Below are 25381 nucleotides of genomic sequence, written 5' to 3' on the forward strand. Positions count from 1 at the left end.
GATAAGGAGACGGCACCGGCAGACTTCGACACAGTAGGAGACGGGAACGGCGTTAAGCCGGGATCCAATGTCAGGGAACTGCCCGCGGTTCTACCGCCGGTGCAAGTCCACTCTAGCACCTTCGACGTCCACTGCCAGTGTCATCACGCGCCAAGAAACGTCTGGTGTGTTGTCCGCAGTGAAATCGGCAATCAATTCCGTAATCACTTCTGCTTCGTCCGTGCCGTTCGCCAATGCCAGGACTGTGGGGCCCGCGCCGGAAACAACCGCCGCATGGCCTGAAGACCGCAATGCCGCAATCAGCGCCGCGCTAGGCCGCATGGCCTCCGCGCGGTAGCTCTGGTGGAGATAGTCCTCGGTTCCGGGAAGCAGGAAACGGGGCTGCGCAGTCAACGCGTGGATCAAGAGCGCGGCGCGTCCGGAGTTCATGGCTGCGGCATGATGGCCGATGGAAGCCGGAAGCAAGCCGCGGGCTGTCTCGGTGGACAGTTCATAGTCGGGCACGGCGACGATGGGGATGACGGACGGAACCACTTCTGCACGGGTGCTGCTGTACTGCTCGCTGTCCTGCCATGACAAGGCCAGTCCGCCGAAAATCGCCGGTGCGACGTTGTCCGGGTGGCCTTCCATCTCGCTCGTGAGCTGCAGGATCCACTCACGGTCACGTTGCGCCGATTCGGGTACCAGCGCGTTCGCTGCGGTAACGGCCGCAACCACTGCCGAGGCCGAGGAACCGAGCCCGCGGCCATGCGGGTTGACGTTGTCCGCGGTGATCTTCAGGCCGTTGTGCCGGAAGCCGAGGCGTCCCAAGGCCGTGTTGATGGCACGGACCACGAGGTGGCTGGCATCACGGGGAAGGGTGTCGGCCCCCTCACCGGAGAGCTCGAACTCGAGCTCTCCGGTGGTGAGTGTTTCGACGGTCAGGGTGTCGTAGATCGACAATGCCAGGCCGAGGCTGTCGTAGCCGGGGCCCAGGTTGGCGCTGGTGCCCGGGACCCTGACGGTCAGCTGCTGGCCTGCCGCGACAAGCTCGAGTCCGGTCGCGGTGGGCTGCGTGGTTTCCACTCTTAGTTTTCTTCCAGTCCCAGTTCAGCTGCCACAGTCACGACGTCGTTCGGTACCTTGACGGGCTGGACTTCACTGCCGTCTTCGGTGCGGAGGGCCCACTGCGGGTCCTTGAGCCCGTGCCCGGTGACCGTGATAACGATCGTCTTACCGGCGGGAACTTCGCCCGCAGCGTGCTTTTTGATGAGGCCGGCGACGCCCGCTGCGGAGCCGGGTTCGACGAAAACGCCTTCCCTGGCGGAAAGCCAGCGGTGCGCGTCGAGGATTTCTTCGTCGGTCACTGCGTCGATGAAGCCGCCGGATTCATCACGTGCCGCGATGGCGGTGTCCCAGGACGCCGGGTTGCCAATGCGGATGGCGGTGGCGATGGTGTCCGGTTCAGTGATGGGGTGGCCCGCCACGAACGGTGCTGCACCTGCGGCCTGGAAGCCCCACATGGCCGGCGTTTTGGTGGAGACGGCGGGGAGGGTGCCGGCGGTTGCGGACTCGAAGGGCGCGGAGTACTCCTTGTAGCCCTTCCAGTAAGCGCTGATGTTGCCTGCGTTGCCCACCGGCAGGACGTGGATGTCCGGAGCGTCGCCGAGGGCGTCGACGATTTCGAAGGCACCGGTCTTCTGGCCCTGGATACGGGCCGGGTTGACCGAGTTCACGAGGAACACGGGGTAGGACTCGCCGAGCTTGCGGGCGATGTCCAGGCAGTTGTCGAAGTTACCGTCCACTTGGAGGAGCGTAGCGCCATGCGCGATCGCCTGGCTGAGCTTGCCCATGGAGATCTTGCCTTCGGGAACCAGCACGGCGCACTTCAGACCGGCGGCCGTGGCGTATGCGGCGGCCGAAGCCGAGGTGTTGCCCGTGGACGCACAAACAACTGCTTTGGCGCCTGCTTCGACAGCCGCTGTCATGGCCATGGTCATTCCGCGGTCCTTGAAGGACCCGGTGGGGTTCATGCCCTCCACCTTCAGGTACACGGTGGATCCAGTGAGCTCGGAGAGCTTCTGCGCGTGGACGAGCGGCGTCCCGCCCTCACCGAGGGTAATGACCTTCGTGGCTTCCGTTACAGGCAAACGATCAGCGTATTCGCGGATTACTCCGCGCCATTGGTGAGCCACTTAGACCCCTTCTACCCGCAGGACGGATGTCACAGAATTGATGACGTCCAGGCCCTTGATGGCCTCGACGGTTGCCGCGAGTGCGGCTTCGGATGCGCGGTGCGTGACGATCTTCAGCTCGGCCGACTCAACGTTCGAGGCGGCGTCACGGTGGATCGTCTGGCGCATGATTTCAATCGATACGCCGTGCTCCGCAAAGATCTGGGTGATCCGGGCCAGCACCCCGGCCTCGTCGGCAACGTCGAGGCCGATGTAGTAGCTCGTGGTCGAGGCATCGATCGACAGCGCAGGCACGTAGCCGGTGGTGGTCTCGGTACGGCCGGGACCGCCCAGCACCACACGGCGGGCAGCCGAGACGAGGTCACCCAGGACGGCAGACGCCGTCGGGGTTCCGCCGGCGCCCGGGCCGTAGAACATCAGTTCGCCGGCATTTTCGGCTTCGATGAAGACTGCGTTGAACGCCCCGCGAACGGCCGCAAGCGGGTGTTCGCGAGGCAGGAGGGTGGGGTGGACGCGGACCGAGATACCTCCGCCGTTGCCTGGCTCCGGGTTCTCGATCTTCTCGGCGATGGCGAGAAGCTTGATCACAAAGCCGGCCTCCTTCGCTGACGCAATGTCAGCTGCGCTGACCTTGGTGATGCCTTCGCAGTAGACGTCTTCGAGAGCGAAACGCGTGTGGAAAGATAAGGACGCGAGGATGGCAGCCTTGGCGGCCGCGTCGTGGCCTTCGACGTCGGCGGTGGGGTCCGCTTCCGCGTAACCGAGCCGTTGTGCCTCGGCCAGTGCGTCGGCGAACTGTGCACCAGTGCTGTCCATTTGGTCGAGGATGAAGTTGGTGGTGCCGTTGACGATGCCCAGGACCCGGGTGATGCGGTCGCCGGAGAGGCTGTCGCGGATGGGGCGCAAGATCGGAATGGCTCCGGCGACGGCCGCTTCATACGAGAGCTGGACGCCGGCCTTGTCGGCCTCTTCGTAGAGCGTGGGGCCGTCTTGTGCCAGGAGCGCCTTGTTGCCGGTGACGACGCAGGCGCCATTCTGCATGGCGGTCAGGATGAGCGAACGGGCCGGCTCAATGCCGCCCATGAGCTCGATCACCAGGTCCGCGTCCTTGACCAGGGTATCGGCGTCGGTGGTGAAGAGTCCGCGCGGCAGGTCGACGTCGCGCTCTGAGTCGATGTTGCGCACGGCGATGCCGGACAGCTCCAAGCGCGCACCGCTGCGGGCCGCAAGGGCGTCGGCGTCGTCAAGGAGAATCCGCGCAACCTGGGCTCCAACGTTGCCACAGCCCAGCAGGGCCACCTTCAGGGTTCGCACTTCAGACATTCGCCACTCCCATGTCGCGGTTCAAGAGATCTTCTTCGGTTTCCCCGCGGACGATCAGCCGGGCGGATCCATTGCGCACAGCGACAACGCCAGGCCTGGCCAGATAGTTGTAGTTGCTTGAGAGGGCCCAGCAGTAAGCGCCGGTCCCCGGTACAGCGAGCAGATCACCGGCTGCCACGTCTTCGGGCAGATATACATCTCTAACAACTATGTCGCCGCTCTCGCAATGTTTGCCCACTACTCGGGACAGTCGCGGGGCAGCGTCCGAGGCGCGCGAGGCGATAATTGCCGAATAATCCGCGTCGTACAGCACCGGACGGGCGTTGTCGCTCATGCCACCGTCCACCGACACATAGCGGCGCGGGAACGTAACGTTTTCTTTGCCATCGGCATCTACAGGCGCGTCCACGCGAACGGTTTTCAGCGTCCCGACTTCGTACAAAGTGAAGGTGCTGGTACCGACGATCGCGCGGCCGGGCTCAATCGAAATACGCGGCGAGGTGATGCCCAGCTCAGCGCACTTCGAGCGTACGACGGCGGCCATCGCCTGCGCGATTTCGGCCGGCGGGCGCGGGGTGTCCGCTGGCGTATAGGCGATGCCGTAGCCACCGCCGAGGTCCAGTTCCGGCAGGACGATGGAGTACTTGGCCTGCATTGCGGCGAGGAATCCCAAGAGCTTTTCGGCCGCCACGGCGAACCCGTCCGGCTCGAAGATCTGCGAACCGATATGGCAGTGCAGCCCCAGGAGTTCCACGTTGGGGTAGGACGTGGCCGCCGCCACGGCCTCCTCCGCAGCCGAGAGGCCAACTGCGTCCGTGGAATCTTCGGCCATGGAGAGCCCGAATTTTTGGTCCTCGTGGGCCGTGGCAATGAATTCGTGCGTGTGGGCGTGAACACCGGGAGTCAGCCGCAGCATCACCTTCGCCGTTTCGCCGCGGCCGGAGGCTATCTTGGCCACACGTTCAAGCTCGTCGAGGCTGTCCACCACAATGCGTCCGAGCTTCATGTCCAGTGCCCGGTTGATCTCGGCGTCGGACTTGTTGTTGCCGTGCAGGCCCAAATTGGCGCCGCTGATGCCGGCGCGGGCCGCGACGGCGAGTTCCCCGCCGGAACAGGTGTCCAGGCGCAGGCCTTCCTCGGCCACCCAGTTCGCCACGGCAGTGCACAGGAAGGACTTTCCGGCGTAGTAGACGTCCACTCCCCCGCAGATGTCCTCGAAAGCTGCGTCAAAGGCGTCCTTGAAGGAGCGGGCGCGGGCACGGAAATCACCCTCGCTCATGACGAACAGCGGGGTGCCGAACTGCGCCTTGAGTTCGCTGACGGGGACGCCGTCGATGGCGAGTTCACCGGCGTCGTTCCTCTGGACACCAGCGGCCCACATCGGAGCGTGGAGCGCGTTCAGGTCCTCCGGTACGGCGAGCCATTCAGGAGCAAGGGGTGAAGCTGCGGCGTTGTTGGGGCTGTGCTGCACGGTATTGGGCTCGCTCACGGGGATCACATCCGTTCCGGAGCTGAAACGCCGAGGAGCTCAAGTCCGTTGGCGAGAACTTGGCTCGTTGCGTCGTTGAGCCACAGTCGGGTGCGGTTGACGTCCCGCACCGGCTCGTCGCCCAGCGGCGAAACGCGGCAAGCGTCGTACCAACGGTGGTATGCCCCGGCGATGACCTCAAGATGGCGCGCCACCCGGTGCGGTTCGCGGAGTTCCGCGGCCTTGGCCACGATGGACGGGTAGCTGCCGAGGTAGGACAGCAACTCGTTCTCGGTGGCGTGGTCCAGCAGGGAGGCGTCGAAGGCGCTGTGGTCCACGCCGGCCTCGATCGCGTTGCGGGCCGTTCCGCGGGAACGGGCATGCGCGTACTGCACGTAGAACACCGGGTTTTCGTTGCTGTTCTTCTTCAGCAGTTCCGGATCCAGCGTCAGCGGCGAGTCTGCGGGGAAGCGCGCCAACGAGTAACGCACCGCGTCCTTCCCGAGCCACTCGATCAGGTCCTTGAGCTCGATGATATTGCCGGCACGCTTGGACAACTTGGCGCCGTTGACGGAAACCAGTTGCCCGATCAGGACCTCAATGTTGACCTCGGGGTCATCGCCCGCGCACGCAGCAATGGCCTTGAGCCGGTTGATGTAGCCGTGGTGGTCCGCACCGAGCAGGTAGATCTTCTCCGTGAAGCCGCGGTCCTTCTTCGACAGGTAGTAGGCGGCGTCGGCGGCGAAATAGGTCGGTTCGCCGTTGGCGCGGATCATCACCCGGTCCTTGTCATCGCCAAAGTCCGTGGTGCGCAACCAGACGGCCCCGCCGTCGTCGAACACATGGCCCTGCTCCCGGAGGCGCGCAACAGCCGATTCGATCGCACCGGCGTCGTGCAGTTCCTGCTCGGAGAAGAAGACATCGAAAGCCACGCCGAATTCGGCAAGGGTGTCCTTGATGTCTTTCATCTGGGCTTGGTAGGCGGCGGCGCGGATCACCGGCAGCGCTGCCTCGTCGGTCAGCTCGCGGATTGCCGGATGGGCCTTGAGAACCTCGTCGCCGAGTTCCCGGATGTACTCTCCGGGGTAGCCGCCTTCCGGAACGCCCCGCCCGTGCAGGCGCGACAGCACCGAGTTCGCAAAAACGTTCATCTGCGTGCCGGCGTCGTTGATGTAGTACTCGGCGGTGACATCCGCGCCCGAGGCGCGGAGCACACGGGCAATGGAATCGCCCAGTGCGGCCCAGCGCGTGTGTCCAATGTGCAGCGGTCCCGTGGGATTGGCGGAGACGAACTCCATGTTGACCACATGGCCTGCGAGCGCCTGGTTGGTTCCGTAGGAGCTTCCTGCCTCAACGATGGCCTTGGCCAGCGCGCCGGCGGCGGCTGCGTCCACGGTGATGTTAAGGAAGCCCGGGCCCGCGATGTCCACGGCCGTGACGCCGTCGATCGCTTCGAGTCGCTTGCTGAGGATCGTGGCGAATTCGCGCGGGTTGGTCCCGGCTTGTTTGGCCAGTTGCAAAGCAATGTTGGTAGCCCAGTCGCCGTGCTCCCGGTTCTTGGGTCGCTCCACGCGCACGTCCTCGGGGAGGGCAGATTCGGAAAGCGCAAGCTCGCCAGCGGCGACAGCATCTTTCAGGCAGGCGGATATGGCGGCGGAGAGTTCTTCGGGAGTCACCCGTCTAGCCTACCGGTGGGGCTTGCAAGTGGTGGAATTCTTTGCTTGGTGATCACGTACACGCGTGCACCAGTTGGCGCACAGGCTGCGCACAGTTTCGGCACGTACAGCTCCCAGATTGAACCGCTAGGCTGAATTCAATGTTGAACATGGGAACGGCCGCAGGCCCGGACCATGCGTCCGGTCCATGTGCCAAGACCATTTCTTGTCCAGTTGAAACGAGCAGAATATGACTACGCCACTCCACAAGAGCATCCTCGTCGGCGCCGCCGGCCTCTCCCTCGCCGGCTCGGTGGCCGCCTGCGCGCCGTCCACAGCCCAGAGCAGCACACCACAGAACACGAGCACGCAGGCAGGCTCCAGCAAGCTGGCTACGACAGGCTCGTCGTCGGGCTCGTACAAGGACGGTACCTACAGTGCCGATGGCTCCTACACCTCGCCCAACGGGCAGGAAACCATAGGCGTCCAGCTGACCTTGACCGGTGGCACCATTTCCGGTGTCGACATCACCGTCCACCCCTCGAACCCGAACACCAAGAAGTTCCAGGGCGAATTCAAGGACGGAATCGCGGCGCAGATCGTCGGCAAGAAGCTGGACGACATCAACGTGTCCAAGGTCGCAGGCTCTTCCCTGACCAGCGGCGGGTTCAACCAAGCCGTGGAAACCATCAAATCCGAGGCCAAATAGCCGCCATGCCGCACGCGGGCTGGAGCGGCTTCAGCTTCGACGGAATCGGAACCAGGTGGGAGATTTCGACGCCGGATCCGCTCCCCAGCGCCGTCCGCCGCAGTGTGCTGGACGTCGTGGAGGACTACGACCGAAGCTATTCACGGTTCCGCGCCGACTCGCTGATTGCGCGGCTCGCGCGGGAACCCGGGACTGTCGTGCTCCCGGCAGGTGCGTCGGCGCTGGAAGTTCTGTTCAGGAAGCTGTACCGCCTCAGCAGCGGTGCCATGACGCCACTCATCGGAAGCAGCCTTGAGCGGCTGGGCTACGGGGCAGACTATGCCCTGCGACCCCTCGGCAACCCCGTGCCGGCGCCGCCTTGGGAAGACGTCTTGGAGTGGAACGGCACAAAGATCAGCACTTCCGCTCCCTTGGTACTGGACATAGGCTCTGCCGGAAAAGGCCAGCTGGTGGACCTGGCAGCCGCGGTCCTGCGCTCCGCGGGGATCACTGAGTTCCTTGTCGATGCGAGCGGCGACATGCTCCACTCCGGTGCAGAACCGCTGGGCGTGGCCCTCGAACACCCTTACGACCCCACCCAGGCGATCGGCGTCGTCGAACTCCACGACGGTGCCCTGTGCGCTTCTGCAGCCAACCGACGCGCGTGGGGCGACGGCCTGCACCATGTCCTGGACGGCGCCACCGGGCGCCCGGTGGAGACAGTGGTTGCCACCTGGACCATGGCCGCCACGGCAATGGAAGCCGATGCGCTGGCCACCGCGCTCTTCCTGGTGGACCCGGCGGTCCTTGCCAAGGAATTCGAGTTCGACTGGCTCACGGTCTATTCGGACGGACACGCCGCCTATTCGGCAGGTTTTGAAGGGACACTGTTCACATGATTGCCATCAAAGCGCGTGCCGACGCCTGGCTTGGCCGTTTCACCATGTACCGGCTGATTCTGTGGATCCTCGCCATCCTTGCGGTGTACAGCATGGTGTTGAACGTCCTCGGCTGGCTGACCTTCGGCCTGCCGGAAATGCTCGTCCACCTTGTGCTGTGCGTGGGACTGACCTATGCGTCCAACCGGCTCGTGGCCATGCTGTTCAAGGTCCGGCCGCACTCCGAGTCTTCGCTCATCACGGGGCTTCTCCTGTATTTCCTGTTCTGGCCCACCGAACTCGTCCCCACGGTCCAGGCGCCTGACCTTGCCGGGGTGGTTGTGGCATGCGTGCTGGCGTCGGCATCGAAGTACGTGCTGGCCTTCCGTGGCCGGCACATTTTCAACCCCGCGGCTGCCGGCGCCTTCATCGCCAGCCTCACGGGTTTGAACATCGCGACATGGTGGGCAGCGACTCCGGCCATGTTGTGGCTCCTGGTGCCCGGGGTCCTCCTGGTGCTGTACAGGACGCGGAAGATGCTGATGGCCTGCACGTTCCTCGTGGTCACGGTATCCATCGTGTCCGCCGAACTCCTGCGGGCCGGCATGGCCTGGGGACCCGCCCTCTGGCAGCCGCTTGCGCAACGGCCGCTCCTGTTCTTCGTGGGCTTCATGCTCACGGAGCCGCTCACCTTGCCGCCCCGCCGCTTGCAGCAATTGGCGCTGGCCGTCGTCGTCGGCGTGTTGTTCGCGGTGCCGTACAACCTGGGCATCGTCGCAAATTCTCCGGAGCTTGCGCTGCTCGTGGGCAACTTACTCGCGTTCCTTGCGGGACAACGCGGCGGGGTCATGCTGACCTTCAAGGGTTCGCGTCCGCTGACTCCGTTCACTACCGAATTCCGTTTTGAGCCGAGCCGTCCCGTTCGCTTCCTTCCCGGGCAATTCATGGAACTCAACCTCCCGCACCCGCGTTCCGACGGGAAGGGACGGAGACGGGTCTTCAGCATCACCAGCGCGCCGGGATCGCCGGAGGTGACCTTCGGCGTCGGAACCGCGGAGCCGATCTCGGCCGCCAAGCGAGCGTTGCTCGCCCTTGAGCCCGGAGAATGCGTTCGTGGTACCGCGGTGGGCGGCGACTTTGTCCTACCGCCCGACGCCGGCAGGCCAGTCCTGCTCGTCGCTGCCGGAATAGGGATCACGCCCTTCTTGTCCCAACTGGCGACCGCCGGCTCTGCCCGCAGGGACATCGTGGTGCTGTATCTCGCCCCCAGCGCTGCCGAACTTGCCGGGCGGGATGTCCTGGAGGCCTCCGGCGCGCGGGTCATTGCGCGTGTGGCAGACGGTTCGGCACCGCCGTCGTTCATGCACGACGCCGGGCGGCGCCGGATCGACGGCAACTCGCTGCGGGAGCTCGTTCCCGATGTCGCCAAACGGGATGTGTACGTGTCCGGGTCCCCGGAAAACGTCGATTCCCTTCGCTCCGCCGCACGCCGTGCGGGGGCCCGTCGGATCCATACCGACTCGTTCTCGGGCTATTGACGCGGCGCACCGCCTCCGTTTTCCATTGCGGCGCGGTGACCTGCTAAGCTCGTGGACGTCCCTCCGGCAACGGACGGGAACCCTGGATGCCCTCGTAGCTCAGGGGATAGAGCGTCTGCCTCCGGAGCAGAAGGCCGTAGGTTCGAATCCTATCGAGGGCACAACGGAAAACCCCGCCAGTTCATGGAACTGGCGGGGTTTTCTTTGCCTCCGGCGAGTTGCTGCCCGGGCAATCGAAAAATAAGTGGAAAAACCGCGTCACGTTTTGCTGCCTGCCACCACATGGTTCTTGTGCAGACAACAAAAAGACTTGTGCAAACACCACAAGAGGAGCCCGCGGCTGTGCTCCACGAGCTCGAAGCCCAAGCCCCGGTCCTTGCCAGGAAACTCTCGCGGCTGCCAGCGACACAACTCGCAACCATCCTTCACCCAGAACCCAAGGACACCGATGCCGGACTGTGAAGCCGCCCGTCGCAACAAGCAAGCCCTCTACGAAATCGAGTTGGCATGGGGCAACGGCATCGTGGACCTCGGCAAGCTGCAACGGATCCTCAAGGGTTCCGAAAACGACGTGGAACCGTTCCCTCCATGCCCCCTGGAGGCCTCTCACTTAACGTGATCGCGGACATGCCGCACCGAGCCGGCCAAAATGTCGGCGGCCGCTTCTAAGCTGTTCGTACCCGGTCAAGTCCACCAGGTACGAAAGGGTTCGCCATGATCTGTTCCATCATTCCGCCCTATATGCTGCGTCGGCTGGCAACCCAGAATGAGCCCCGCCTGCGGATGATTGCGCGCGCAGCCAAGGAATCCCTGCTCCACATCAAGTCCCTCCAGGCGGTCCGCTCGCTTCCCGTGCCGGCCCCGGTACCCACGGCGCGCCAGGCCAAGCCCGGTCCGCCCAAACGGACCATCTACGACACCGGATCCACGGAGATCCTGCCCGGCAAGCTCGTCCGCAAAGAGGGCGGTGCGGCTACCGGCGACGCGGCCGCCGATGAAGCATACGACGGACTTGGCGAAACCCACAGGCTCTACGCAGAGGTGTTCAGCAGGAATTCGATCGACGGCGCCGGGCTGAAACTCGATGCCTCCGTCCATTACGGCCAGCTGTACGACAACGCGTTTTGGAATGGCAGCCAGATGGTCTTCGGTGACGGCGACGGCGAGATCTTCCAAAGATTCACGAAGTCACTCAGCGTGATCGGGCACGAACTTGCGCACGGCGTCACCCAGTACACAGCAGCCCTCGCCTATCGGAACCAAGCGGGAGCCCTCAACGAGTCCATGTCCGATGTTTTCGGGGTGCTAGTGGAGCAGCATGCCAAAAATCAATCCGCGGCCGAAGCCAGCTGGCTGATCGGCGAGGGCTTGTTCACCGATGCCGTTCAAGGCGCCGCCCTCCGTTCGATGAAGGCACCAGGCACCGCTTACGACGACGACGTGCTCGGCAAGGATCCGCAACCGGACTCCATGGATACCTATGTCCGCACTACTGCGGACAACGGCGGTGTCCACATCAACTCAGGCATCCCCAACAGGGCTTTCTCCATCGTTGCCCTGGAACTCGGCGGCAATGCGTGGGAAGCGCCGGGCCAGATCTGGTACAACACCCTGACAGGCGGCTCCCTGCCTGCCACGTGCACCTTCCGGCGCTTCGCCAAGGCAACCGCGACGTCTGCTGAGGAACTGTTCGGCGCTGGTTCATCCGAGCATGACGCCGTCTTGAAGGCATGGGAAACTGTGAAGGTAAAGCTCTAGCAACACACTCCAGAGCAGTGGAAGCCGTCGAACATGAAAATTACTGTCCAGCGCAGCGGCGGCGTCGCCGCGATCACACGCGTCTGGACCGTGGATGCCGCCAGCACTGAAGCCAAGCAACGCTGGATGCCCATCGTGGAGGCCTGCCCTTGGGACCAAGTGCCGTCCCGCGCGCAATCGGCCGGGCAAATGGCCGGGCAAGCCGACCGGTTCATGTATTCGATCCGCGCAGGACAACACCGGGCAACGCTTCCGGAAACCGCTGTCACCGGACCATGGCACACCCTCGTGGAGCACGCCAAGGTGGAAGGCCGGGAAACCCTCCGCTAGCCGACTTCCGCCAACTGACCGCGGAAAGCCCTCCGATAGGACTGCGGGCTCGTGTCCAGGACCTTGGCAAAGTGGTGCCTCAGCAGCACCGAATGCCCGAACCCGGCTTCGCGTGCAACTTCGTCGATGTTCAGTTCGGTGGTTTCCAGGAGTTCCTGGGCCCGGAGCACCCGCTGCGAGTTGAGCCAGGCCGCCGGTGTGGCGCCTGTCTCGGCCCGGAAGCGGCGCGCGAAGGTCCGTGCGGACATATGAAGCCGCGTCGCCAGTTCGTTGACGCTGTGGTCCCGGTCAAGGTTCTCCACCATCCAGCGCAGCAAGGCCTCCATGGGCGCTGAGCCGCACGTGGGCATGGGCCGATCAATGAACTGGGCCTGGCCGCCGTCCCGGTGCGGCGGAACCACCATGTCGCGCGCAATGGCCGCTGCGACATTGGCGCCCAACTCCACACGGACCAGATGCAGGCAAGCGTCAATCCCTGCTGCCGTGCCCGCGCTGGTGATGAGTGTTCCGTCCTGGACGTAGAGTACGTTCTCGTCCACGTGGATCTTGGGATACCTGCTGGCAAGGTCCTGTGAGTAGTGCCAATGCGTGGTGCAGCGGCGCCCGTCCAAGAGCCCGGCGCGCGCCAGTGCGTAGGCTCCGGAGCAAATCGACATGACCCAGGCTCCGCGGGCGTGCGCTGCCCTCAGTGCATCAAGCACGGATTCCGGAACGTCCTCGTCCCTGCCGTAGGGCGCCATGATGACGAGGTCTGCATCTGCCGCGGCCTCGAGTCCCAGTTCCACATGCATCGACAGGCCGGACTTCATCTTCACATCGCCCGGAACAGGGGTGCAGACCCTGAAATCAAAGCTGGGAACGCCGCTCCCCCGGTCCTTGCGATCAATGCCAAAGACCTCGTAGGCGGTCCCGAACTCGAAGATCGAGAAGTTGGGGACCACAATGATTGCCACCGATTTCAACATAAATCCAGTGTGGCAGAAAATTGTCTAAATGGGTCATTTCTGCCACTGTTTCTTGGACCGGATCAGGAACACGATGGAGACATGGAAATCGTCGGAATCTTGGTGTTCATCATCCTCGTCATCACTGCCGCTGCTACCGTCTCAGCAGTCCTTCGGGACGGCCGCGGCCACCTTCCCCCGGTCCGTTCCGAACAGCCTTGGACCGCCCGCGAACTGCCCAGCGCCCCTTACTGGACGCTTCGCGTCTTCTAACCACGCACTGCCCCTGACCACGCACCGTCCGAGCCGTGCCGCGCGACGTATCCTGCGCCGGCGGCTCGGACACAGCCTAGAACTCAATGGGGACAGCTATTGTCCGCATTGTGGGCTAGATTCAATGCCATGATCCAGACGTCCGCCAGGCTGCTGCAATTGTTGTCCTTGCTGCAGGTCCGGCGTGAATGGACAGGTCCGGCATTGGCCAACCGGATGGGTGTCACGGAGCGCACCGTCCGGCGCGACATCGACAAGCTCCGCAACCTCGGCTATCCCATCCATGCTTCGCCCGGAATAGCCGGTGGCTACCAATTGGGCGCCGGGGCGCAACTCCCGCCGCTCCTGCTCGATGACAATGAGGCCTTGGCCGTCGCTTTGGGACTGAACTCCGTCGCGGCGGGCCCTGTGGCCGGTATCGGGGAAGCGTCGGTACGCGCACTCGCCAAACTCGAACAAGTGCTGCCCTCGCGCCTCCGCCCCAAATTCGCGATGCTCAAGGCCGCCGTCACCACCCTGCCAAGCAACGCGGCGTCGGTGGACCCCCAGCAACTCACGGTGGTCTCTGCGGCAATCGCGGACAAACGGCAACTCAGTTTTGACTACGTCAAGGCCGACGGCGACGCCGGCCGGCGCCTGGTGGAACCGTACCGCTTGGTGGACACCGGGCGCCGCTGGTACCTGGTCGCGTGGGACGTCGACCGGGAGGACTGGCGCACGTTCCGTGCGGACCGCATCTCCTCCTTGCCGGTGGAACGGAAAAAGTACCTGCCGCGCCCCTTGCCGGCCAAGGACCTCGCAGATTACGTCCAACGATCCGTGACCCGCTCGCCCTACCGCTACGACGTCGTCGTCCGCCTCCACGCCCCCATTGGCGAGGTGGCCGCCGTCGTCGGCCCGCAGCTCGCCAGCTTGAGCGACGACGGCGGGAATGCCACCCTGCTCCGGGCGGGCTGGGACAGCCTGGCGCAACCAGCCGCACACCTCGCAGCGCTGGACATGGACTTTGAGATCATCTCTCCCGAGGAATTCAAGGATTACGCCCGCACCATGGCCGGACGATTGGAAAAAGCTGCCGGGAACCACGCACTGCGAGGCAACGCGCTGCCACAGTAGACTGTCAGCAGCCATGACACTTCATATTTCCTACCCCGCAGAGCTGCCCGTCTCCGAGCGCCGCGAGGACTTGATGGCGGCCATCGCCGCAAACCAGGTGACCATCATCGCCGGCGAAACCGGCTCCGGCAAGACCACCCAGATTCCCAAGATGTGCCTGGAACTTGGCCTTGGGGACAAGGGGCTGATCGGCCACACCCAGCCGCGCCGCCTTGCCGCACGTACTGTTGCCGAACGCATCGCCTTTGAGATGGGCGTGGAGATCGGGCAGGAAGTGGGCTTCCAGGTCCGTTTCACGGGCGAGGTCAGCAAGGCCACCAAAATCAAGTTGATGACCGACGGCATCCTGCTTGCGGAAATCCAGCGCGACAAGCTGCTGCGGAAATACAGCGCCATCATCATCGACGAGGCACACGAGCGCAGCCTCAACATCGACTTCATCCTGGGGTATCTCAAGCGGATCCTGCCGCAGAGGCCGGACCTGAAGGTCATCATTACCTCGGCCACGATCGATCCCCAGCGTTTCGCCAAGCACTTCGGCAGCGAGGAAGAGCCCGCGCCGATCATTGAGGTCTCGGGCCGGACGTACCCGGTGGAGATCCGCTACCGGCCGCTGTCCCAGCCCGCCGGCGGCGGCGATGAAGACGCGTCCGACGACGAACTCGAGGAAGACCGCGATCCCCTCGATGCAGTGTGCGACGCCGTCGACGAACTTGCGCTGGAAGCTCCCGGCGACATCCTGGTGTTCTTCTCCGGCGAGCGCGAGATCCGCGACGCGGCGGAGGCCCTGAACGGCCGGATCCCGTCCAACCGAAGGCTGGCGGGAACCGAAGTCCTGCCACTGTTTGCCCGCTTGAGCCTGCAGGAGCAGCACAGGGTCTTCAACCCCGGCGGTAAGCGGCGGATCATCCTGGCCACGAATGTCGCGGAGACCTCTCTAACGGTTCCCGGCATCAAGTACGTCATCGACACCGGCACGGCCCGTATCTCGCGTTACTCGCACCGGACCAAGGTGCAGCGGCTTCCGATTGAACGTGTTTCACAGGCATCGGCGAGCCAGCGTTCGGGTCGCTGTGGGCGTGTCTCGGAGGGTATCGCCATCCGGCTCTATTCCGAGGAAGACTTCGAGTCCCGCCCCCAGTTCACCGATCCGGAGATCCTGAGGACCAACCTTGCGGCCGTTATCCTGCAGATGACGGCCATGGGAGTAGCCCGAGGCCCCAAGGACGTCGAGAACTTCCCCTTTGTGGAGCCGCCGGACTCCCGCGCGATCAACGACGGCGTCACGCTGTTGCGCGAACTCGGTGCCCTGAGCCCTGCCCGCACGGGCGACGGCGGCACTCCGCCCACGGGCGAGCGAGGCAATGGGCGTACGGCAGGTGGCCTGACCGCCGTCGGGCAGAAGTTGGCCCAGCTTCCGGTCGACCCGCGCCTCGGCAGGATGATTGTGGAGGCCGGGAAGCGCGGCTGCGTCAAGGAAGTCATGATCCTGGCGGCTGCTTTGACGATCCAGGATCCCCGCGAACGCCCGACTGACAAGCAACAACTTGCGGCGGAGAAGCACGCACGCTTCCGGGACGAGAACTCGGACTTCACCGGATTCCTGAATCTCTGGAACTACATCCAGGAAAAGCAACAGGAGCTCTCTTCCACGCAGTTCCGCCGGCTATGCAGGAACGAATTCATCAACTACTTGCGGGTCCGCGAATGGCAGGATCTCTTCCAGCAATTGCGCCAGCTCGCCAAGCCCCTGGGCATCACGATCGACAACAAGCGCGAAGCCGACCCCGTCGGTAACAGCGAGGGCATCCACATCAGCTTGCTCTCGGGGCTGCTGAGCCACATCGGCATGCTGGATGAACGCAAGCGCGAATATGCCGGAGCACGCGGCAGCCGTTTCGCCATCTTCCCCGGCTCGGCACTGTTCAAGAAGTCGCCGACGTTTGTCATGGCAGCGGAATTGGTTGAAACCAGCCGGCTGTGGGCCAGGGTTGCAGCCAAGTTTGATCCCTTGTGGGCTGAACAGGTAGCCCCGGATCTCGTGAAGCGCACGTACAGTGAGCCCCATTGGTCCGCCCGGACGGGCTCGGTCATGGCGCACGAGAAGGTCATGCTCTACGGAGTTCCCATCATCCCGAACCGCCGCATCAATTACGGCCGGATCGACCCGGAACTCTCCCGCGAGCTGTTCATTCGGCATGCCCTCGTGGAGGGCGACTGGAAGACCCACCACAAGTTCTTCCACCGCAACCGCGCCCTCCTCCATGAGGTCGAGGAGCTTGAGACGCGGATGCGCCGCCGGGACATCCTGGTGGATGACCACACGCTCTTCGAGTTTTACGACGCCAGGATCGGCACGGACGTGGTCTCGGAAAGGCACTTCGACAAGTGGTGGAAGGACGCCCGCCAGCAGGATCCCACGCTGTTGGACTTCGACCAATCGCTCCTCATCAGCGAAGACGCCGAGGCATTGGATGATTCCGCTTATCCGAAAACCTGGCTACACAAGGGCTTTGAGCTGCCACTGAGCTACGAGTTCCATCCCGTGGCGCCCGGTTCGCCGCCCAATCCCTCGGATGGCGTCACGGCCGAAGTGCCGGTGCTTTTCCTCAACCAACTCGACGACTCCGCTTTCCGATGGCAGATACCCGGCCAACGGGTGGAACTCCTCACGGCGTTGATCAAGTCCCTGCCTAAGCACATCCGCAAGAACTTCGTCCCGGCCCCGGATGTTGCCCGGCAGGCAGCTGCTGCCTTGGAAAATGACTTCGATCCTGCCTCGGACGAGCTTGAGGCCTCTCTCGAGCTCGTGCTGCGCCGCATCCGCGGACACATCATCCCACCGGGCTCCTGGAACTGGGAGGCCGTGCCGGCACATCTGCGCGTCAGTTTCAAAGTGGTGGACAGCCGCGGGAAGGTGCTGGACGAAGGCAAGGACCTCGCCGCACTCCAGGAGCAACTGGCGCCGGCTACGCGCCGAGCCATCGCCGAATCCCTCGGGGCAACACCCGCGACAACCGCACGCATCAAGGGGCCGAGGGGCGCCGGAATGCCCACTGCCGTCGCGGGTCCCAGCTCCCCTAACGGAAACGGCAGCGGCCTGACCTCACAGACCGGCGGTTTCCTGTCCGAACAATCCGGGCTGACCGAATGGACTTTCGGCGCGATTGAGCGCAAAGTGACCCGCACGGTGAAGGGGCACGACGTCACGGGGTTTCCGGCCCTGGTAGACGAGGGCAAGTCCGTGGCGTTGCGGGTATTCCAGACCCGGGCGGAACAAGAGTCGGCCATGCGTGGCGGTGTTATCCGTTTGCTCGCGCTGCGGGTTCCCGCCCCGGACCGCTACGTCCTGGAACATTTGAACAACACGGAGAAATTGACGTTCAGCCAGAATCCGCATGGTTCTGTGAGCGCCTTGATCGCGGACTGCGTCCTCGCGGCCATCGACAAGCTGACCCCGGCAGAACTCCCTTGGGACAAGGCAGCGTTCGATGCCCTCTACGAACTGGTCCGCGCGGAACTGATCGACACCGTCTTCACTGTGACGGCCGTCGTCGAACGCGTTCTGGCCAGCACCCGGCGGATCGAAAAGCAACTCAAGGGCAGCACGAGCCTTGCCTTGATCAGCGCGCTCAATGATATGAAGAGCCAACTGGAGCAACTCGTGTTCGCTGGTTTTGTGGCACAGACGGGCTACGCACAGCTCAGCCAACTGCCTCGGTATCTGGCCGGAATTGAGAAGCGCCTCGAAAAGCTTCCAAACAATGTCCAGAGGGACGGGCTGAACATGTCCGTGGTGCAAGCCTTGGAAGATGACTACGACGACGCCGTCTCCGCGCTGCTGCCCGGGCGACGGGCGGGCGCTGAGTTAACACGGGTGCGCTGGATGATCGAGGAACTCCGGGTGAGCCTCTTCGCGGTGGAGCTTGGCACCGCCTACTCAGTCTCGGAAAAACGTATCCGGACGGTGCTCAACCAGGCGTTGGCACCCGCGTAGGCGGGGCCTTACCAACGCTCGCTCACCTATAAGGCCAAATCCCCCAACGCTCGCTCACCTATACGGCCAAATCCCAGGACGCTCGCTTACCTATACGGCCAAATCCCCCGACGCTCGCTCACCTATACAGGCCTTTCCCTGCCAAACATGAGCGAGCGTTCGGGAAAACACCACCAAAGATGAGCGAGCGTTTGCGAAAACACCACCGAAAGTGAGCGAGCGTCGCCCCGGAACGCGGTCGCCGGACCGGCAAGGTGCGGCCACCTCGACGGCTTCCCCAGCGTCAGTCCGCCGGAACAGAGTCGCCGTGTCCGGCGGCGACGAGGCCGGCGCGGAGTTTCGCCGCGTTCGCGTCGAGCCGGGCAGGGTCCGGGTTGTGCTCTACGGTTCCGAAGTCGAAATCGGCCAGGGACGTTGCCGGGAAGACGTGCACGTGGAAGTGCTCCACTTCGAAGCCCACCACGGACAGTCCCGCCCGTGGTGCGCCAAACGCCTTCACTTGTGCTTTGCCGATTGTCTGCGCGACAGACATGACCTTGTTGAGGAGCTCAGGGGGGACGTCGGTCCAGCGGTCCACCTCTTTGCGCGGCACCACGAGCGTGTGGCCGTCGGTAAGCGGGGCGATGGTCAGGAAGGCCACCACGTCGTCGTCCTTCCACACAAAACGTCCAGGGATCTCGCCGTTGATGATCTTGGTAAACAGGGTGCTCATGCGTCTGCCTTTTCCGAAGGGGTCTGAAGGGTCTTGGTATCGAGGACGAATCGGTATTTTACGTCGCCGGCGACCATGCGATCGTAGGCCTCATTGAGTTGCCGCGCGGTGACCATTTCGATATCGCTCACTACGCCGTGCTCGGCGCAGAAATCCAGCATCTCCTGGGTCTCGGCAATGCCGCCGATCAACGAGCCCGCGTAGGAGAGCCGGCGTCGGATCAGCGCGCCGGGACTGACAGGAGGCATGTCGGTAGGAGGCAGCCCCAATTGGAAGAGGGCACCGTTCAGCCGCAAGGTGCGGAAGTACGGGTTCAAGTCATGGGGCGCCGCAACGGTGTCGATAATGACGTCGATGGTGCGGTTGACGCCTTCCATTGCCTCGGGATCCTTCGAGAGGATCACGTCGTCGGCGCCAAGTTCTATTGCCGCCTCGAACTTGGCCTCCGACGTCGTGAACACCACCACGTGCGCGCCCATGGCCTTGGCAATCTTGACGGCCATGTGGCCGAGGCCGCCGAGTCCGACGACGCCCACCACGTCCCCTTCCTCGACGTCGAAGTAGCGCAGCGGAGAGTAGGTGGTGATCCCTGCGCAGAGCAAGGGCGCCACCGCGGCAGGGTCCAGGCCCTCGGGAACGCGCAGCACGAAGCGGCGGTCAACCACCACCGAGGTGGAGTAGCCACCTTGGGTGATCGAATCGCCGTTCCGGAAATCCTTCACCCCATAGGTGCCAACGTTTCCGCGTTCGCAATACTGTTCGAGGCCTTCGAGGCAGCTATCGCACTCGCGGCAGGAGTCCACCAAGCAGCCGACGCCCACCAGATCACCCGGTGCGAAATCGTCGACGGCGGAGCCCACCCTGCGGACCCGGCCCACGATTTCGTGGCCCGGGACCAAAGGATAGGTTTGGGCGCCCCATTCGCCTCGCGTCGCGTGGACATCGGAGTGGCACAGGCCGCAGAAATCGATCTCGATCTCGACGTCGTCTTCCTTGGGAACGCGGCGGGCGACCGTCAGCGGGACAAGACCGCTCACCGCAGAAGTGGCGCCGTAGGCGGCCGCGAGTGTTGGCGTGCCGTAGGCGGCCGCGAGTGTTGGCGTGCCGTAGGCGGCCGCGAGTGTTGGCGTGCCGTAGGCGGCCGCTGTCCCGTTACTCGGGAGGAGCGGTTTGCCAAGGGGCGGGGAACAGGGCGTCCGGGAGTCATGCTTCGACGCTACCCCCGCGGGCTGAATTTCTGCCACCCAGCACCGCTCGCCCTGCGGCTCCACTGCAGCCAAGGTTCACTGGCCAGGCGCGCCCAGAGGCTCGGCACCGACCACCACCCGGTTCGAGTCAAGCGAGGACCACTGGGAAAAAGAACCCGGGAACAGTGCCGCCCTGAATCCGGCAATTTCGAGTGCGGCGATTTCATGGGCTGCCGTCACACCGGAGCCGCAGTAGACCGCCACCTTGGCGCCATCGTCGATGCCCAGGGCAGCAAATCTATCGCGGAGCCCAGCTGGATCCAGGAACCTGCCGTCCGAGCCGAGGTTTCCGCTGGTGGGGGCGCTCAACGCGCCGGGAATGTGCCCGGCGCGGGGATCAATGGGTTCGATCTCGCCGCGGTAGCGTTCTCCCGCGCGGGCATCGAGAAGGATTCCGTGGCTGGACCAGTCCGCTGCTTCGTTCATGTTGATGGCGTCCATGTGGCCGTGTCCAAGCACGACGTCGCCGGGTACCGGCGGTTGCTCGTCCTGGGCCAACGGGTAGCCGGCCGCCCGCCAGGCGCCCAATCCGCCGTCGAGCAGGAACACGGAATGGAAACCAGCGTCCCGAAGTAGCCACCACAGCCGTGCCGCCGCGGTGCTGCCGCTGTCGTCGTAGGCCACCACGGTGTCGCCGTCGTTGATTCCCCAGGCACGGGCACTTCGCTGCAGAGCAGCGGTCCGCGGCAATGGGTGCCTGCCCTGTCCCTCGGCCTTGGGATCCGCGAGCTCGTTGTGCAAGTCCACATAGACGGCGCCTGGAATGTGGGCCTGGCGGAAGTGCGAATGGCCGTGCGGATCGCCCAGCACCCAGCGGACATCGAGCAATACGGTCCGTTTGCCCGCGTCCATGCGGTCCTTGAGCGCGGCAACATCAATGAGGGTGGCCATCAAATCTCCTTCGTTTTGCAGTGTCTACCAAAAGACTTCGAAGCTGCTGCCATGCAGCTGCCAACCGGCTACCAGCCTATCCTTGAGCGGCAGGCACCGCCGGTAGGCTGGATCGGTGAGCACTCTACGCAATCAGGACCGGGCATGGGCCAGCGAGGCAATCCGCCGTATCGAAGCCGAGAACAACCGCTCGGCGGACACGCACCTCTATGCGGTGCCGCTCCCCGAGCACTGGGGTGTCCAGCTCTACCTCAAGGACGAATCCACGCACCGTTCCGGCAGCCTCAAGCATCGCTTGGCCCGGTCACTCTTCCTTTACGGCCTGGTCAACGGCTGGATCACCGAAGGGACCACCATCGTGGAGGCCTCGAGCGGCAGCACGGCGGTATCGGAGGCATATTTCGCCAGGCTGATCGGGCTTCCATTCATCGCCGTGATGACTCGAACCACCAGCCCGGAAAAGATCGCGCTCATCGAAGAGTTCGGTGGCGCCTGTCTGCTGGTGGACCATGCCTCCGAGGTTTATGCGGTGGCCGAGGACGTTGCCCGCACGTCCGGCGGCTACTACATGGACCAATTCACTTTCGCCGAACGCGCCACCGACTGGCGGGGCAACAACAACATCGCCGAGTCGATTTTTGAGCAACTCGCCCTCGAAGAGCACCCCGTGCCCGAATGGATCGTAGTGGGCGCCGGCACGGGCGGTACCAGCGCAACCATCGGCCGCTACCTGAGGTACCACTGCCACTCCACCCGGCTTGCCGTTGTCGATCCAGAGAACTCAGCCTTCTATCCCGGTTGGCGCGACGGCGTTTCGGACTATTCCACGGGGATGCCGTCCCGCATCGAAGGCATTGGGCGGCCCCGCATGGAGCCAAGCTTCATCCCGGCCGTCATCGACACCATGATCCAGGTTCCCGACGCCGCCTCGGTGGCTGCCATGCGGCAACTGCAGCGGCTTGCAGGGCTCCACGCCGGGCCATCCACAGGAACCAACCTTTGGGGCGTCTGCCAATTGATTGCCGGCATGGTGGCCGAGGGAAAACGCGGGAGCATTGTCTCCCTCATGTGCGACGCCGGCGATCGCTATGCCGGAAGCTATTACAACCCTGACTGGATCGCCGAGCGCGGCCTGGATCCCGCTCCTTATGAGGCGATCCTGGCCGATTTCTTCGAGACAGGCACGTGGCCAAGCAACATGTAGACGGCGCCGCCGGCGGAATGCGCTAGACCTCCACCGACTCCCGCGGAGACAGCCTGGCGTAGCTGGTGCCGTACTTCGCGCCGATCCGGGTCACGTGGGCTTCGACCAAACCGCGTCCCAGTTCGTTGAGCAGGGCATCGTGAACCGGGTAGGCCTTGGGCGCCCGGACGGCGATGACGAAGTCAACCACTTCCCCTACCTTTGACCACGGTGCGTGAATGGGTACCAGCAAGGTTTGCACGTCTACGCCATCAGGGACAACAAACGAGTCCCCCGGGTGGAAGACGTTTTCATCCACGAGGTAGCCGATGTTGGCAACCACGGGAATTTGAGGGTGGATGAGGGCATGCTGACCTCCGAAGGAGCGCACCGCGAAGCCTCCGGCTTCAAAGGAGGTTCCGGGTTCGACGGCGTGCACCCGGCCGCCGTCGTCGCCCGCCTTTTCAGCCAGTTGGGAAGCGACACCGGCAGGTGCGTGCACCTGCAATCCGGGGTTTCCCTTGAGGGCATCGACGACGGCGGCGGCGTCCACATGGTCCGCGTGCTCGTGGGTGATCAAGACCGCGTGGGCACCGGCAAGGGCTTCCTCGGACTCGGAGAAGGTGCCGGGATCAATCACGAGGACCTGGTTGTCCTTTTGCAGGCGGACACAGGCATGGGTGAACTTGGTGAGCTTCATGCTGCCAGCCTAGGGGCGGGCCTCCGGCGGTGTCCACGAGGCAGTGCCCGTGCGCCGGTGTCCAGAAGCCGGTGCCCGTGCGTGGCTGGCTGGTAACCTTGGAGTTTGCGAACATCAACATCGAAATGAGTCCACGAATGTCACACGGCGCCAATGCCGCCACGTCCGGGCCCGCAGCCCAGCCGCTTCCGGCTGCGAAGGATCCCGCTGTCAAGGAGCAGCGCGTCACCAAGCAACGCCTGGCCGTCAGCGCCGCCCTGGACGAACTGGACGATTTCGTGAGCACCCAGGAACTGTACCGGCTGCTCCAGAACCAGGGCGTCTCCGTGTCCTTGGCCACGGCCTACCGCATCCTGCAATCCCTTGCCGACGACGGTCTCATCGATGTTCTTCGCAATGCCGACGGCGAAGCCGTCTACCGCCGCTGCGCCGTGACCGGCCACCACCACCATTTGCTGTGCCGCCATTGCGGCAAGGCCGTCGAGGTGGAGGCACCGGCCGTCGAGACGTGGGCGGCCCGGGTGGCAGCTGAGAACGGCTATACCGAGGTGGCGCACACCGTGGAGATTTTCGGACTCTGCCCCGAGTGCACGGCCAAGAAGGCCGCAGGCCTGCTCTAGCCAGCTACCGTCTGGTCCTCCACCGCTTCGCCCATGGCCGCGTGGGGGCGGACTATCCTGCCGTTAATTCCCTTTTTGGCGCGAACGTTGCCGATGATCCGGCACGCCACATAGATCAGGAACGACAATGTGGTGACGTACGGGCTGATGGGAATCCTGCTGCCAAGCGCCAGGAGTATGCCGCCCACGGTGGCAGTGATGGCAAAGAGTACGCTCAACAGGACCACAAGCCGCGGCGAAGTGGTCACCCGCAGAGCAGCTGCGGCGGGGGTGATCAGCAGGGCCAGTACCAACAGTGCGCCAACTATCTGGATGGACAGGGCAACGCTGACGCCCAGCAACACCATGAAGGCAATCGCCAATCCACGGACCGGCACTCCCCTGGCTTCCGCCATCTCCGGATCGACGCTCGCGAAACTCAGCGGCCGCCACATTGCGGCCAGCGCGATCATGACCACCACGGCCGTGCCGGCCAGAACCTGGAGTTGCACCGTGTCCACCGACACGATTTGGCCGGTCAGGAGTCCGAACTTATTGGCAGCCCGGCCCTGGTAAAGAGCCAGGAACAAGATGCCAAGGCCCAGGCCGAACGGCATGATGACGCCGATGATCGAATTCTTGTCCCGAGCCCGGACGCCCATCAGTCCCAGCAGCAGCGCGGCAGCAACGGAACCTGCCAGCGAGCCAAGAATGATGTCGGTTCCTATGAGCAACGCGAAGGACGCACCGGCGAAGGACAACTCCGAAATGCCGTGCACCGCGAAAGCAAGGTCCCGTTTCATGACAAAAGTGCCCACGAGCCCGCCGAGCAGGCCCAGGACGGCACCAGCCCAGATGGAATTCTGTACCAACGCCAGCAGTTCGCCGTAGTTTTCAAAGTTGAAGATGGTGTGCAGGATGCTGCCAAAGTCCATTTAGTGGCCCTCTTCCACGCCGGCATGCGCGTCATCATGGTAGTGGGTGGTGGCGTCCGGAAGTCCGACGACGACGATCCGGCCATTCGCGCGGATCACCTCCACATGGCTGTTGTACAGCTCGGAGAGGACCTCGGTGGTCATGACCTCTTCGGGTGTTCCCACCCTGAACCTGCCGCCTGCGAGGTAGAGGACACGGTCCACATAGTCAATGACCGGGTTGATCTCGTGGGTCACGAACACCACGGCACTGTTCCGTTCGTGGCATTGCCGGTTAACGAGGGCGCTCACGGCCTGTTGGTGGTGCAAATCCAGGGAGAGCAGCGGTTCGTCACAGAGCAGGAGTTCAGGCTCGGTGGCCAACGCCTGCGCAACGCGGAGCCTCTGCTGCTCCCCGCCGGACAATTGACCAAGCGGAACGCGGGCGTAGTCGCTTGCCCCCACCAGTTCGAGGAGACCGTCGACGCGGTCATTGACAGCCTTGGCTTTCAGCCGCAGACCCCAGCGGTGGCCGTCGACGCCGAGGGCAACCAGGTCCCGGGCGCGCAGGGGTGTGTCTGGAGCAAAGGACTTCTGCTGAGGGACATAGCCGATCTTGCGGCTACCTCGTTCTACGGGATGTCCCCCCACGGTCACAGTCCCGGAGTGGAGTTGCTGCAGGCCGAGGAGGACTTTGAGGAAACTCGTCTTGCCACTGCCGTTGGGACCAAGCACAGCGAAGAACTCACCCGCCCTGATATCCACATCGAGGTCCTTCCAGAGGGCCCGCTGGCCAAACTGGAGACCCGCGCCGCGAAGGCTCACTACCGGTGTCAAAAAGAATCCTCGATCCATGGGGTTCGCGAAGCTGTGTTGCTGTTGGCATGCGCCTGGAATGCACCCGGTGTTTTGGAAAGCACCCTTTGTTCGGAACACAAAAGGCTGTTCGGAACGCAAAAGGCCCCGCAGCCGCCCTGTACATCTTAGGACGAT

General features: G+C 63.9%; 24 protein-coding genes and 1 tRNA gene. 13 read left to right on the forward strand and 12 right to left on the reverse strand.

Annotated elements, in window-relative coordinates; genetic code table 11:
• Positions 1–90 precede the first annotated feature (90 nt).
• Genes thrB through argS form a run of 5 tightly spaced genes read right to left on the reverse strand, consistent with a single transcriptional unit; the run spans position 91 to position 6641 of the window.
• Complete coding sequence (thrB, locus tag ACX5I4_RS14005; RefSeq protein ID WP_461837178.1) at positions 91–1065, reverse strand: homoserine kinase; 975 nt, start codon at positions 1063–1065, stop codon at positions 91–93.
• Positions 1066–1067: 2 nt separating this feature from the next.
• The gene (thrC, locus tag ACX5I4_RS14010) at positions 1068–2174 is read right to left on the reverse strand and encodes a threonine synthase (RefSeq protein WP_461837179.1); all 1107 of its coding nucleotides are present in this window, start codon (positions 2172–2174) and stop codon (positions 1068–1070) included.
• Positions 2175–3497, reverse strand: coding sequence for a homoserine dehydrogenase (locus ACX5I4_RS14015; protein WP_461837180.1), 1323 nt, complete (start codon positions 3495–3497; stop codon positions 2175–2177).
• Positions 3490–4986: a diaminopimelate decarboxylase gene (gene lysA / locus ACX5I4_RS14020; protein WP_461837181.1), complete on the reverse strand. Its 1497-nt coding sequence runs from the start codon at positions 4984–4986 to the stop codon at positions 3490–3492. The genes ACX5I4_RS14015 and lysA overlap by 8 nt, the downstream gene beginning before the upstream one ends.
• Before the next feature lie 5 nt (positions 4987–4991).
• Positions 4992–6641: an arginine--tRNA ligase gene (gene argS / locus ACX5I4_RS14025; RefSeq protein ID WP_461837182.1), complete on the reverse strand. Its 1650-nt coding sequence runs from the start codon at positions 6639–6641 to the stop codon at positions 4992–4994.
• 229 nt (positions 6642–6870) lie between these two features.
• Here argS and ACX5I4_RS14030 point away from each other — a divergent pair, with 229 nt between their 5' ends.
• The 8 genes from ACX5I4_RS14030 (at position 6871) to ACX5I4_RS14065 (ending at position 11812) form a co-directional block, all read left to right on the forward strand.
• Entirely contained in the window at positions 6871–7329 is a 459-nt protein-coding gene (locus tag ACX5I4_RS14030; RefSeq protein WP_461837183.1) for an FMN-binding protein, read from the forward strand.
• A gap of 5 nt (positions 7330–7334) precedes the next feature.
• Positions 7335–8207, forward strand: coding sequence for an FAD:protein FMN transferase (locus tag ACX5I4_RS14035; RefSeq protein WP_461837184.1), 873 nt, complete (start codon positions 7335–7337; stop codon positions 8205–8207).
• Positions 8204–9724, forward strand: a complete 1521-nt coding sequence (locus tag ACX5I4_RS14040) for an FAD-dependent oxidoreductase (RefSeq protein WP_461837185.1) — start codon at positions 8204–8206, stop codon at positions 9722–9724. The genes ACX5I4_RS14035 and ACX5I4_RS14040 overlap by 4 nt, the downstream gene beginning before the upstream one ends.
• Positions 9725–9812: 88 nt before the next feature.
• Positions 9813–9885: transfer RNA gene (locus tag ACX5I4_RS14045), tRNA-Arg, on the forward strand.
• 151 nt (positions 9886–10036) lie between these two features.
• On the forward strand, positions 10037–10186 hold the full coding sequence (locus ACX5I4_RS14050; RefSeq protein WP_461837186.1) for a hypothetical protein: 150 nt from the start codon (positions 10037–10039) through the stop codon (positions 10184–10186).
• On the forward strand, positions 10173–10343 hold the full coding sequence (locus ACX5I4_RS14055) for a hypothetical protein (RefSeq protein WP_461837187.1): 171 nt from the start codon (positions 10173–10175) through the stop codon (positions 10341–10343). The genes ACX5I4_RS14050 and ACX5I4_RS14055 overlap by 14 nt, the downstream gene beginning before the upstream one ends.
• 95 nt (positions 10344–10438) lie before the next feature.
• The gene (locus tag ACX5I4_RS14060) at positions 10439–11482 is read left to right on the forward strand and encodes a M4 family metallopeptidase (protein ID WP_461837188.1); all 1044 of its coding nucleotides are present in this window, start codon (positions 10439–10441) and stop codon (positions 11480–11482) included.
• A 33-nt stretch (positions 11483–11515) separates the two neighbouring features.
• Complete coding sequence (locus ACX5I4_RS14065; RefSeq protein WP_461837189.1) at positions 11516–11812, forward strand: protealysin inhibitor emfourin; 297 nt, start codon at positions 11516–11518, stop codon at positions 11810–11812.
• Here ACX5I4_RS14065 and ACX5I4_RS14070 read toward each other — a convergent pair.
• Complete coding sequence (locus ACX5I4_RS14070) at positions 11809–12777, reverse strand: GlxA family transcriptional regulator (RefSeq protein WP_461837190.1); 969 nt, start codon at positions 12775–12777, stop codon at positions 11809–11811. The genes ACX5I4_RS14065 and ACX5I4_RS14070 overlap by 4 nt on opposite strands.
• An 81-nt stretch (positions 12778–12858) precedes the next feature.
• Here ACX5I4_RS14070 and ACX5I4_RS14075 point away from each other — a divergent pair, with 81 nt between their 5' ends.
• The 3 genes from ACX5I4_RS14075 to hrpA all read left to right on the forward strand — a co-directional run bounded on the left by ACX5I4_RS14075 (position 12859) and on the right by hrpA (position 18142).
• Positions 12859–13029: a hypothetical protein gene (locus ACX5I4_RS14075; protein ID WP_461837191.1), complete on the forward strand. Its 171-nt coding sequence runs from the start codon at positions 12859–12861 to the stop codon at positions 13027–13029.
• A 129-nt stretch (positions 13030–13158) separates the two neighbouring features.
• Positions 13159–14145 (forward strand): helix-turn-helix transcriptional regulator, encoded by a 987-nt coding sequence (locus ACX5I4_RS14080; RefSeq protein ID WP_461837192.1) that lies wholly within the window; start codon positions 13159–13161, stop codon positions 14143–14145.
• Positions 14146–14158: 13 nt separating this feature from the next.
• Positions 14159–18142, forward strand: coding sequence for an ATP-dependent RNA helicase HrpA (gene hrpA / locus ACX5I4_RS14085; RefSeq protein WP_461837193.1), 3984 nt, complete (start codon positions 14159–14161; stop codon positions 18140–18142).
• Positions 18143–18425: 283 nt separating this feature from the next.
• On the opposite strand, the gene ACX5I4_RS14090 is transcribed toward hrpA, so the two are convergent.
• Genes ACX5I4_RS14090 through ACX5I4_RS14100 form a run of 3 tightly spaced genes read right to left on the reverse strand, consistent with a single transcriptional unit; the run spans position 18426 to position 20992 of the window.
• Positions 18426–18854: an HIT family protein gene (locus ACX5I4_RS14090; protein ID WP_461837194.1), complete on the reverse strand. Its 429-nt coding sequence runs from the start codon at positions 18852–18854 to the stop codon at positions 18426–18428.
• Positions 18851–20098, reverse strand: coding sequence for an NAD(P)-dependent alcohol dehydrogenase (locus ACX5I4_RS14095; RefSeq protein WP_461837195.1), 1248 nt, complete (start codon positions 20096–20098; stop codon positions 18851–18853). The genes ACX5I4_RS14090 and ACX5I4_RS14095 overlap by 4 nt, the downstream gene beginning before the upstream one ends.
• Before the next feature lie 39 nt (positions 20099–20137).
• The gene (locus ACX5I4_RS14100; protein WP_461837196.1) at positions 20138–20992 is read right to left on the reverse strand and encodes a sulfurtransferase; all 855 of its coding nucleotides are present in this window, start codon (positions 20990–20992) and stop codon (positions 20138–20140) included.
• Positions 20993–21107: 115 nt separating this feature from the next.
• On the opposite strand from ACX5I4_RS14100, the gene ACX5I4_RS14105 reads away from it, so the two are divergent.
• A complete protein-coding gene (locus ACX5I4_RS14105) occupies positions 21108–22196 on the forward strand; it encodes a PLP-dependent cysteine synthase family protein (protein ID WP_461837197.1) in 1089 nt (362 codons plus the stop codon).
• A gap of 22 nt (positions 22197–22218) precedes the next feature.
• Here the strand turns inward: ACX5I4_RS14105 and ACX5I4_RS14110 are convergent, their stop codons facing one another.
• On the reverse strand, positions 22219–22875 hold the full coding sequence (locus ACX5I4_RS14110) for an MBL fold metallo-hydrolase (protein ID WP_461837198.1): 657 nt from the start codon (positions 22873–22875) through the stop codon (positions 22219–22221).
• Between the two features lie 137 nt (positions 22876–23012).
• Here ACX5I4_RS14110 and ACX5I4_RS14115 point away from each other — a divergent pair, with 137 nt between their 5' ends.
• A complete protein-coding gene (locus tag ACX5I4_RS14115) occupies positions 23013–23495 on the forward strand; it encodes a Fur family transcriptional regulator (protein ID WP_461837199.1) in 483 nt (160 codons plus the stop codon).
• On the opposite strand, the gene ACX5I4_RS14120 is transcribed toward ACX5I4_RS14115, so the two are convergent.
• Together ACX5I4_RS14120 and ACX5I4_RS14125 are read right to left on the reverse strand one after the other, a co-directional pair.
• Positions 23492–24409 carry a metal ABC transporter permease gene (locus ACX5I4_RS14120; protein WP_461837200.1) on the reverse strand — a complete coding sequence of 306 codons (918 nt, stop codon included), beginning with the start codon at positions 24407–24409 and terminating at the stop codon, positions 23492–23494. The two genes, ACX5I4_RS14115 and ACX5I4_RS14120, sit on opposite strands and share 4 nt — an antisense overlap.
• Positions 24410–25243, reverse strand: coding sequence for a metal ABC transporter ATP-binding protein (locus ACX5I4_RS14125; protein ID WP_461837201.1), 834 nt, complete (start codon positions 25241–25243; stop codon positions 24410–24412). It abuts the gene before it with no gap.
• Positions 25244–25381: the final 138 nt, after the last annotated feature.

The sequence above is a fragment of the Arthrobacter sp. MMS24-S77 genome, from assembly GCF_054888235.1.

What these genes read in the sequence shown, in the direction of transcription:
- ACX5I4_RS14015 (WP_461837180.1), bottom strand. Translation starts at nt 3,497, where the DNA reads ATGTCTGAAGTGCGAACCCTGAAGGTGGCCCTGCTGGGCTGTGGCAAC.
- ACX5I4_RS14030 (WP_461837183.1), top strand. Translation starts at nt 6,871, where the DNA reads ATGACTACGCCACTCCACAAGAGCATCCTCGTCGGCGCCGCCGGCCTC.
- ACX5I4_RS14035 (WP_461837184.1), top strand. Translation starts at nt 7,335, where the DNA reads ATGCCGCACGCGGGCTGGAGCGGCTTCAGCTTCGACGGAATCGGAACC.
- ACX5I4_RS14040 (WP_461837185.1), top strand. Translation starts at nt 8,204, where the DNA reads ATGATTGCCATCAAAGCGCGTGCCGACGCCTGGCTTGGCCGTTTCACC.
- ACX5I4_RS14055 (WP_461837187.1), top strand. Translation starts at nt 10,173, where the DNA reads ATGCCGGACTGTGAAGCCGCCCGTCGCAACAAGCAAGCCCTCTACGAA.
- ACX5I4_RS14060 (WP_461837188.1), top strand. Translation starts at nt 10,439, where the DNA reads ATGATCTGTTCCATCATTCCGCCCTATATGCTGCGTCGGCTGGCAACC.
- ACX5I4_RS14065 (WP_461837189.1), top strand. Translation starts at nt 11,516, where the DNA reads ATGAAAATTACTGTCCAGCGCAGCGGCGGCGTCGCCGCGATCACACGC.
- ACX5I4_RS14070 (WP_461837190.1), bottom strand. Translation starts at nt 12,777, where the DNA reads ATGTTGAAATCGGTGGCAATCATTGTGGTCCCCAACTTCTCGATCTTC.
- ACX5I4_RS14075 (WP_461837191.1), top strand. Translation starts at nt 12,859, where the DNA reads ATGGAAATCGTCGGAATCTTGGTGTTCATCATCCTCGTCATCACTGCC.
- ACX5I4_RS14080 (WP_461837192.1), top strand. Translation starts at nt 13,159, where the DNA reads ATGATCCAGACGTCCGCCAGGCTGCTGCAATTGTTGTCCTTGCTGCAG.
- hrpA (WP_461837193.1), top strand. Translation starts at nt 14,159, where the DNA reads ATGACACTTCATATTTCCTACCCCGCAGAGCTGCCCGTCTCCGAGCGC.
- ACX5I4_RS14090 (WP_461837194.1), bottom strand. Translation starts at nt 18,854, where the DNA reads ATGAGCACCCTGTTTACCAAGATCATCAACGGCGAGATCCCTGGACGT.
- ACX5I4_RS14100 (WP_461837196.1), bottom strand. Translation starts at nt 20,992, where the DNA reads ATGGCCACCCTCATTGATGTTGCCGCGCTCAAGGACCGCATGGACGCG.
- ACX5I4_RS14110 (WP_461837198.1), bottom strand. Translation starts at nt 22,875, where the DNA reads ATGAAGCTCACCAAGTTCACCCATGCCTGTGTCCGCCTGCAAAAGGAC.
- ACX5I4_RS14115 (WP_461837199.1), top strand. Translation starts at nt 23,013, where the DNA reads ATGTCACACGGCGCCAATGCCGCCACGTCCGGGCCCGCAGCCCAGCCG.
- ACX5I4_RS14120 (WP_461837200.1), bottom strand. Translation starts at nt 24,409, where the DNA reads ATGGACTTTGGCAGCATCCTGCACACCATCTTCAACTTTGAAAACTAC.
- ACX5I4_RS14125 (WP_461837201.1), bottom strand. Translation starts at nt 25,243, where the DNA reads ATGGATCGAGGATTCTTTTTGACACCGGTAGTGAGCCTTCGCGGCGCG.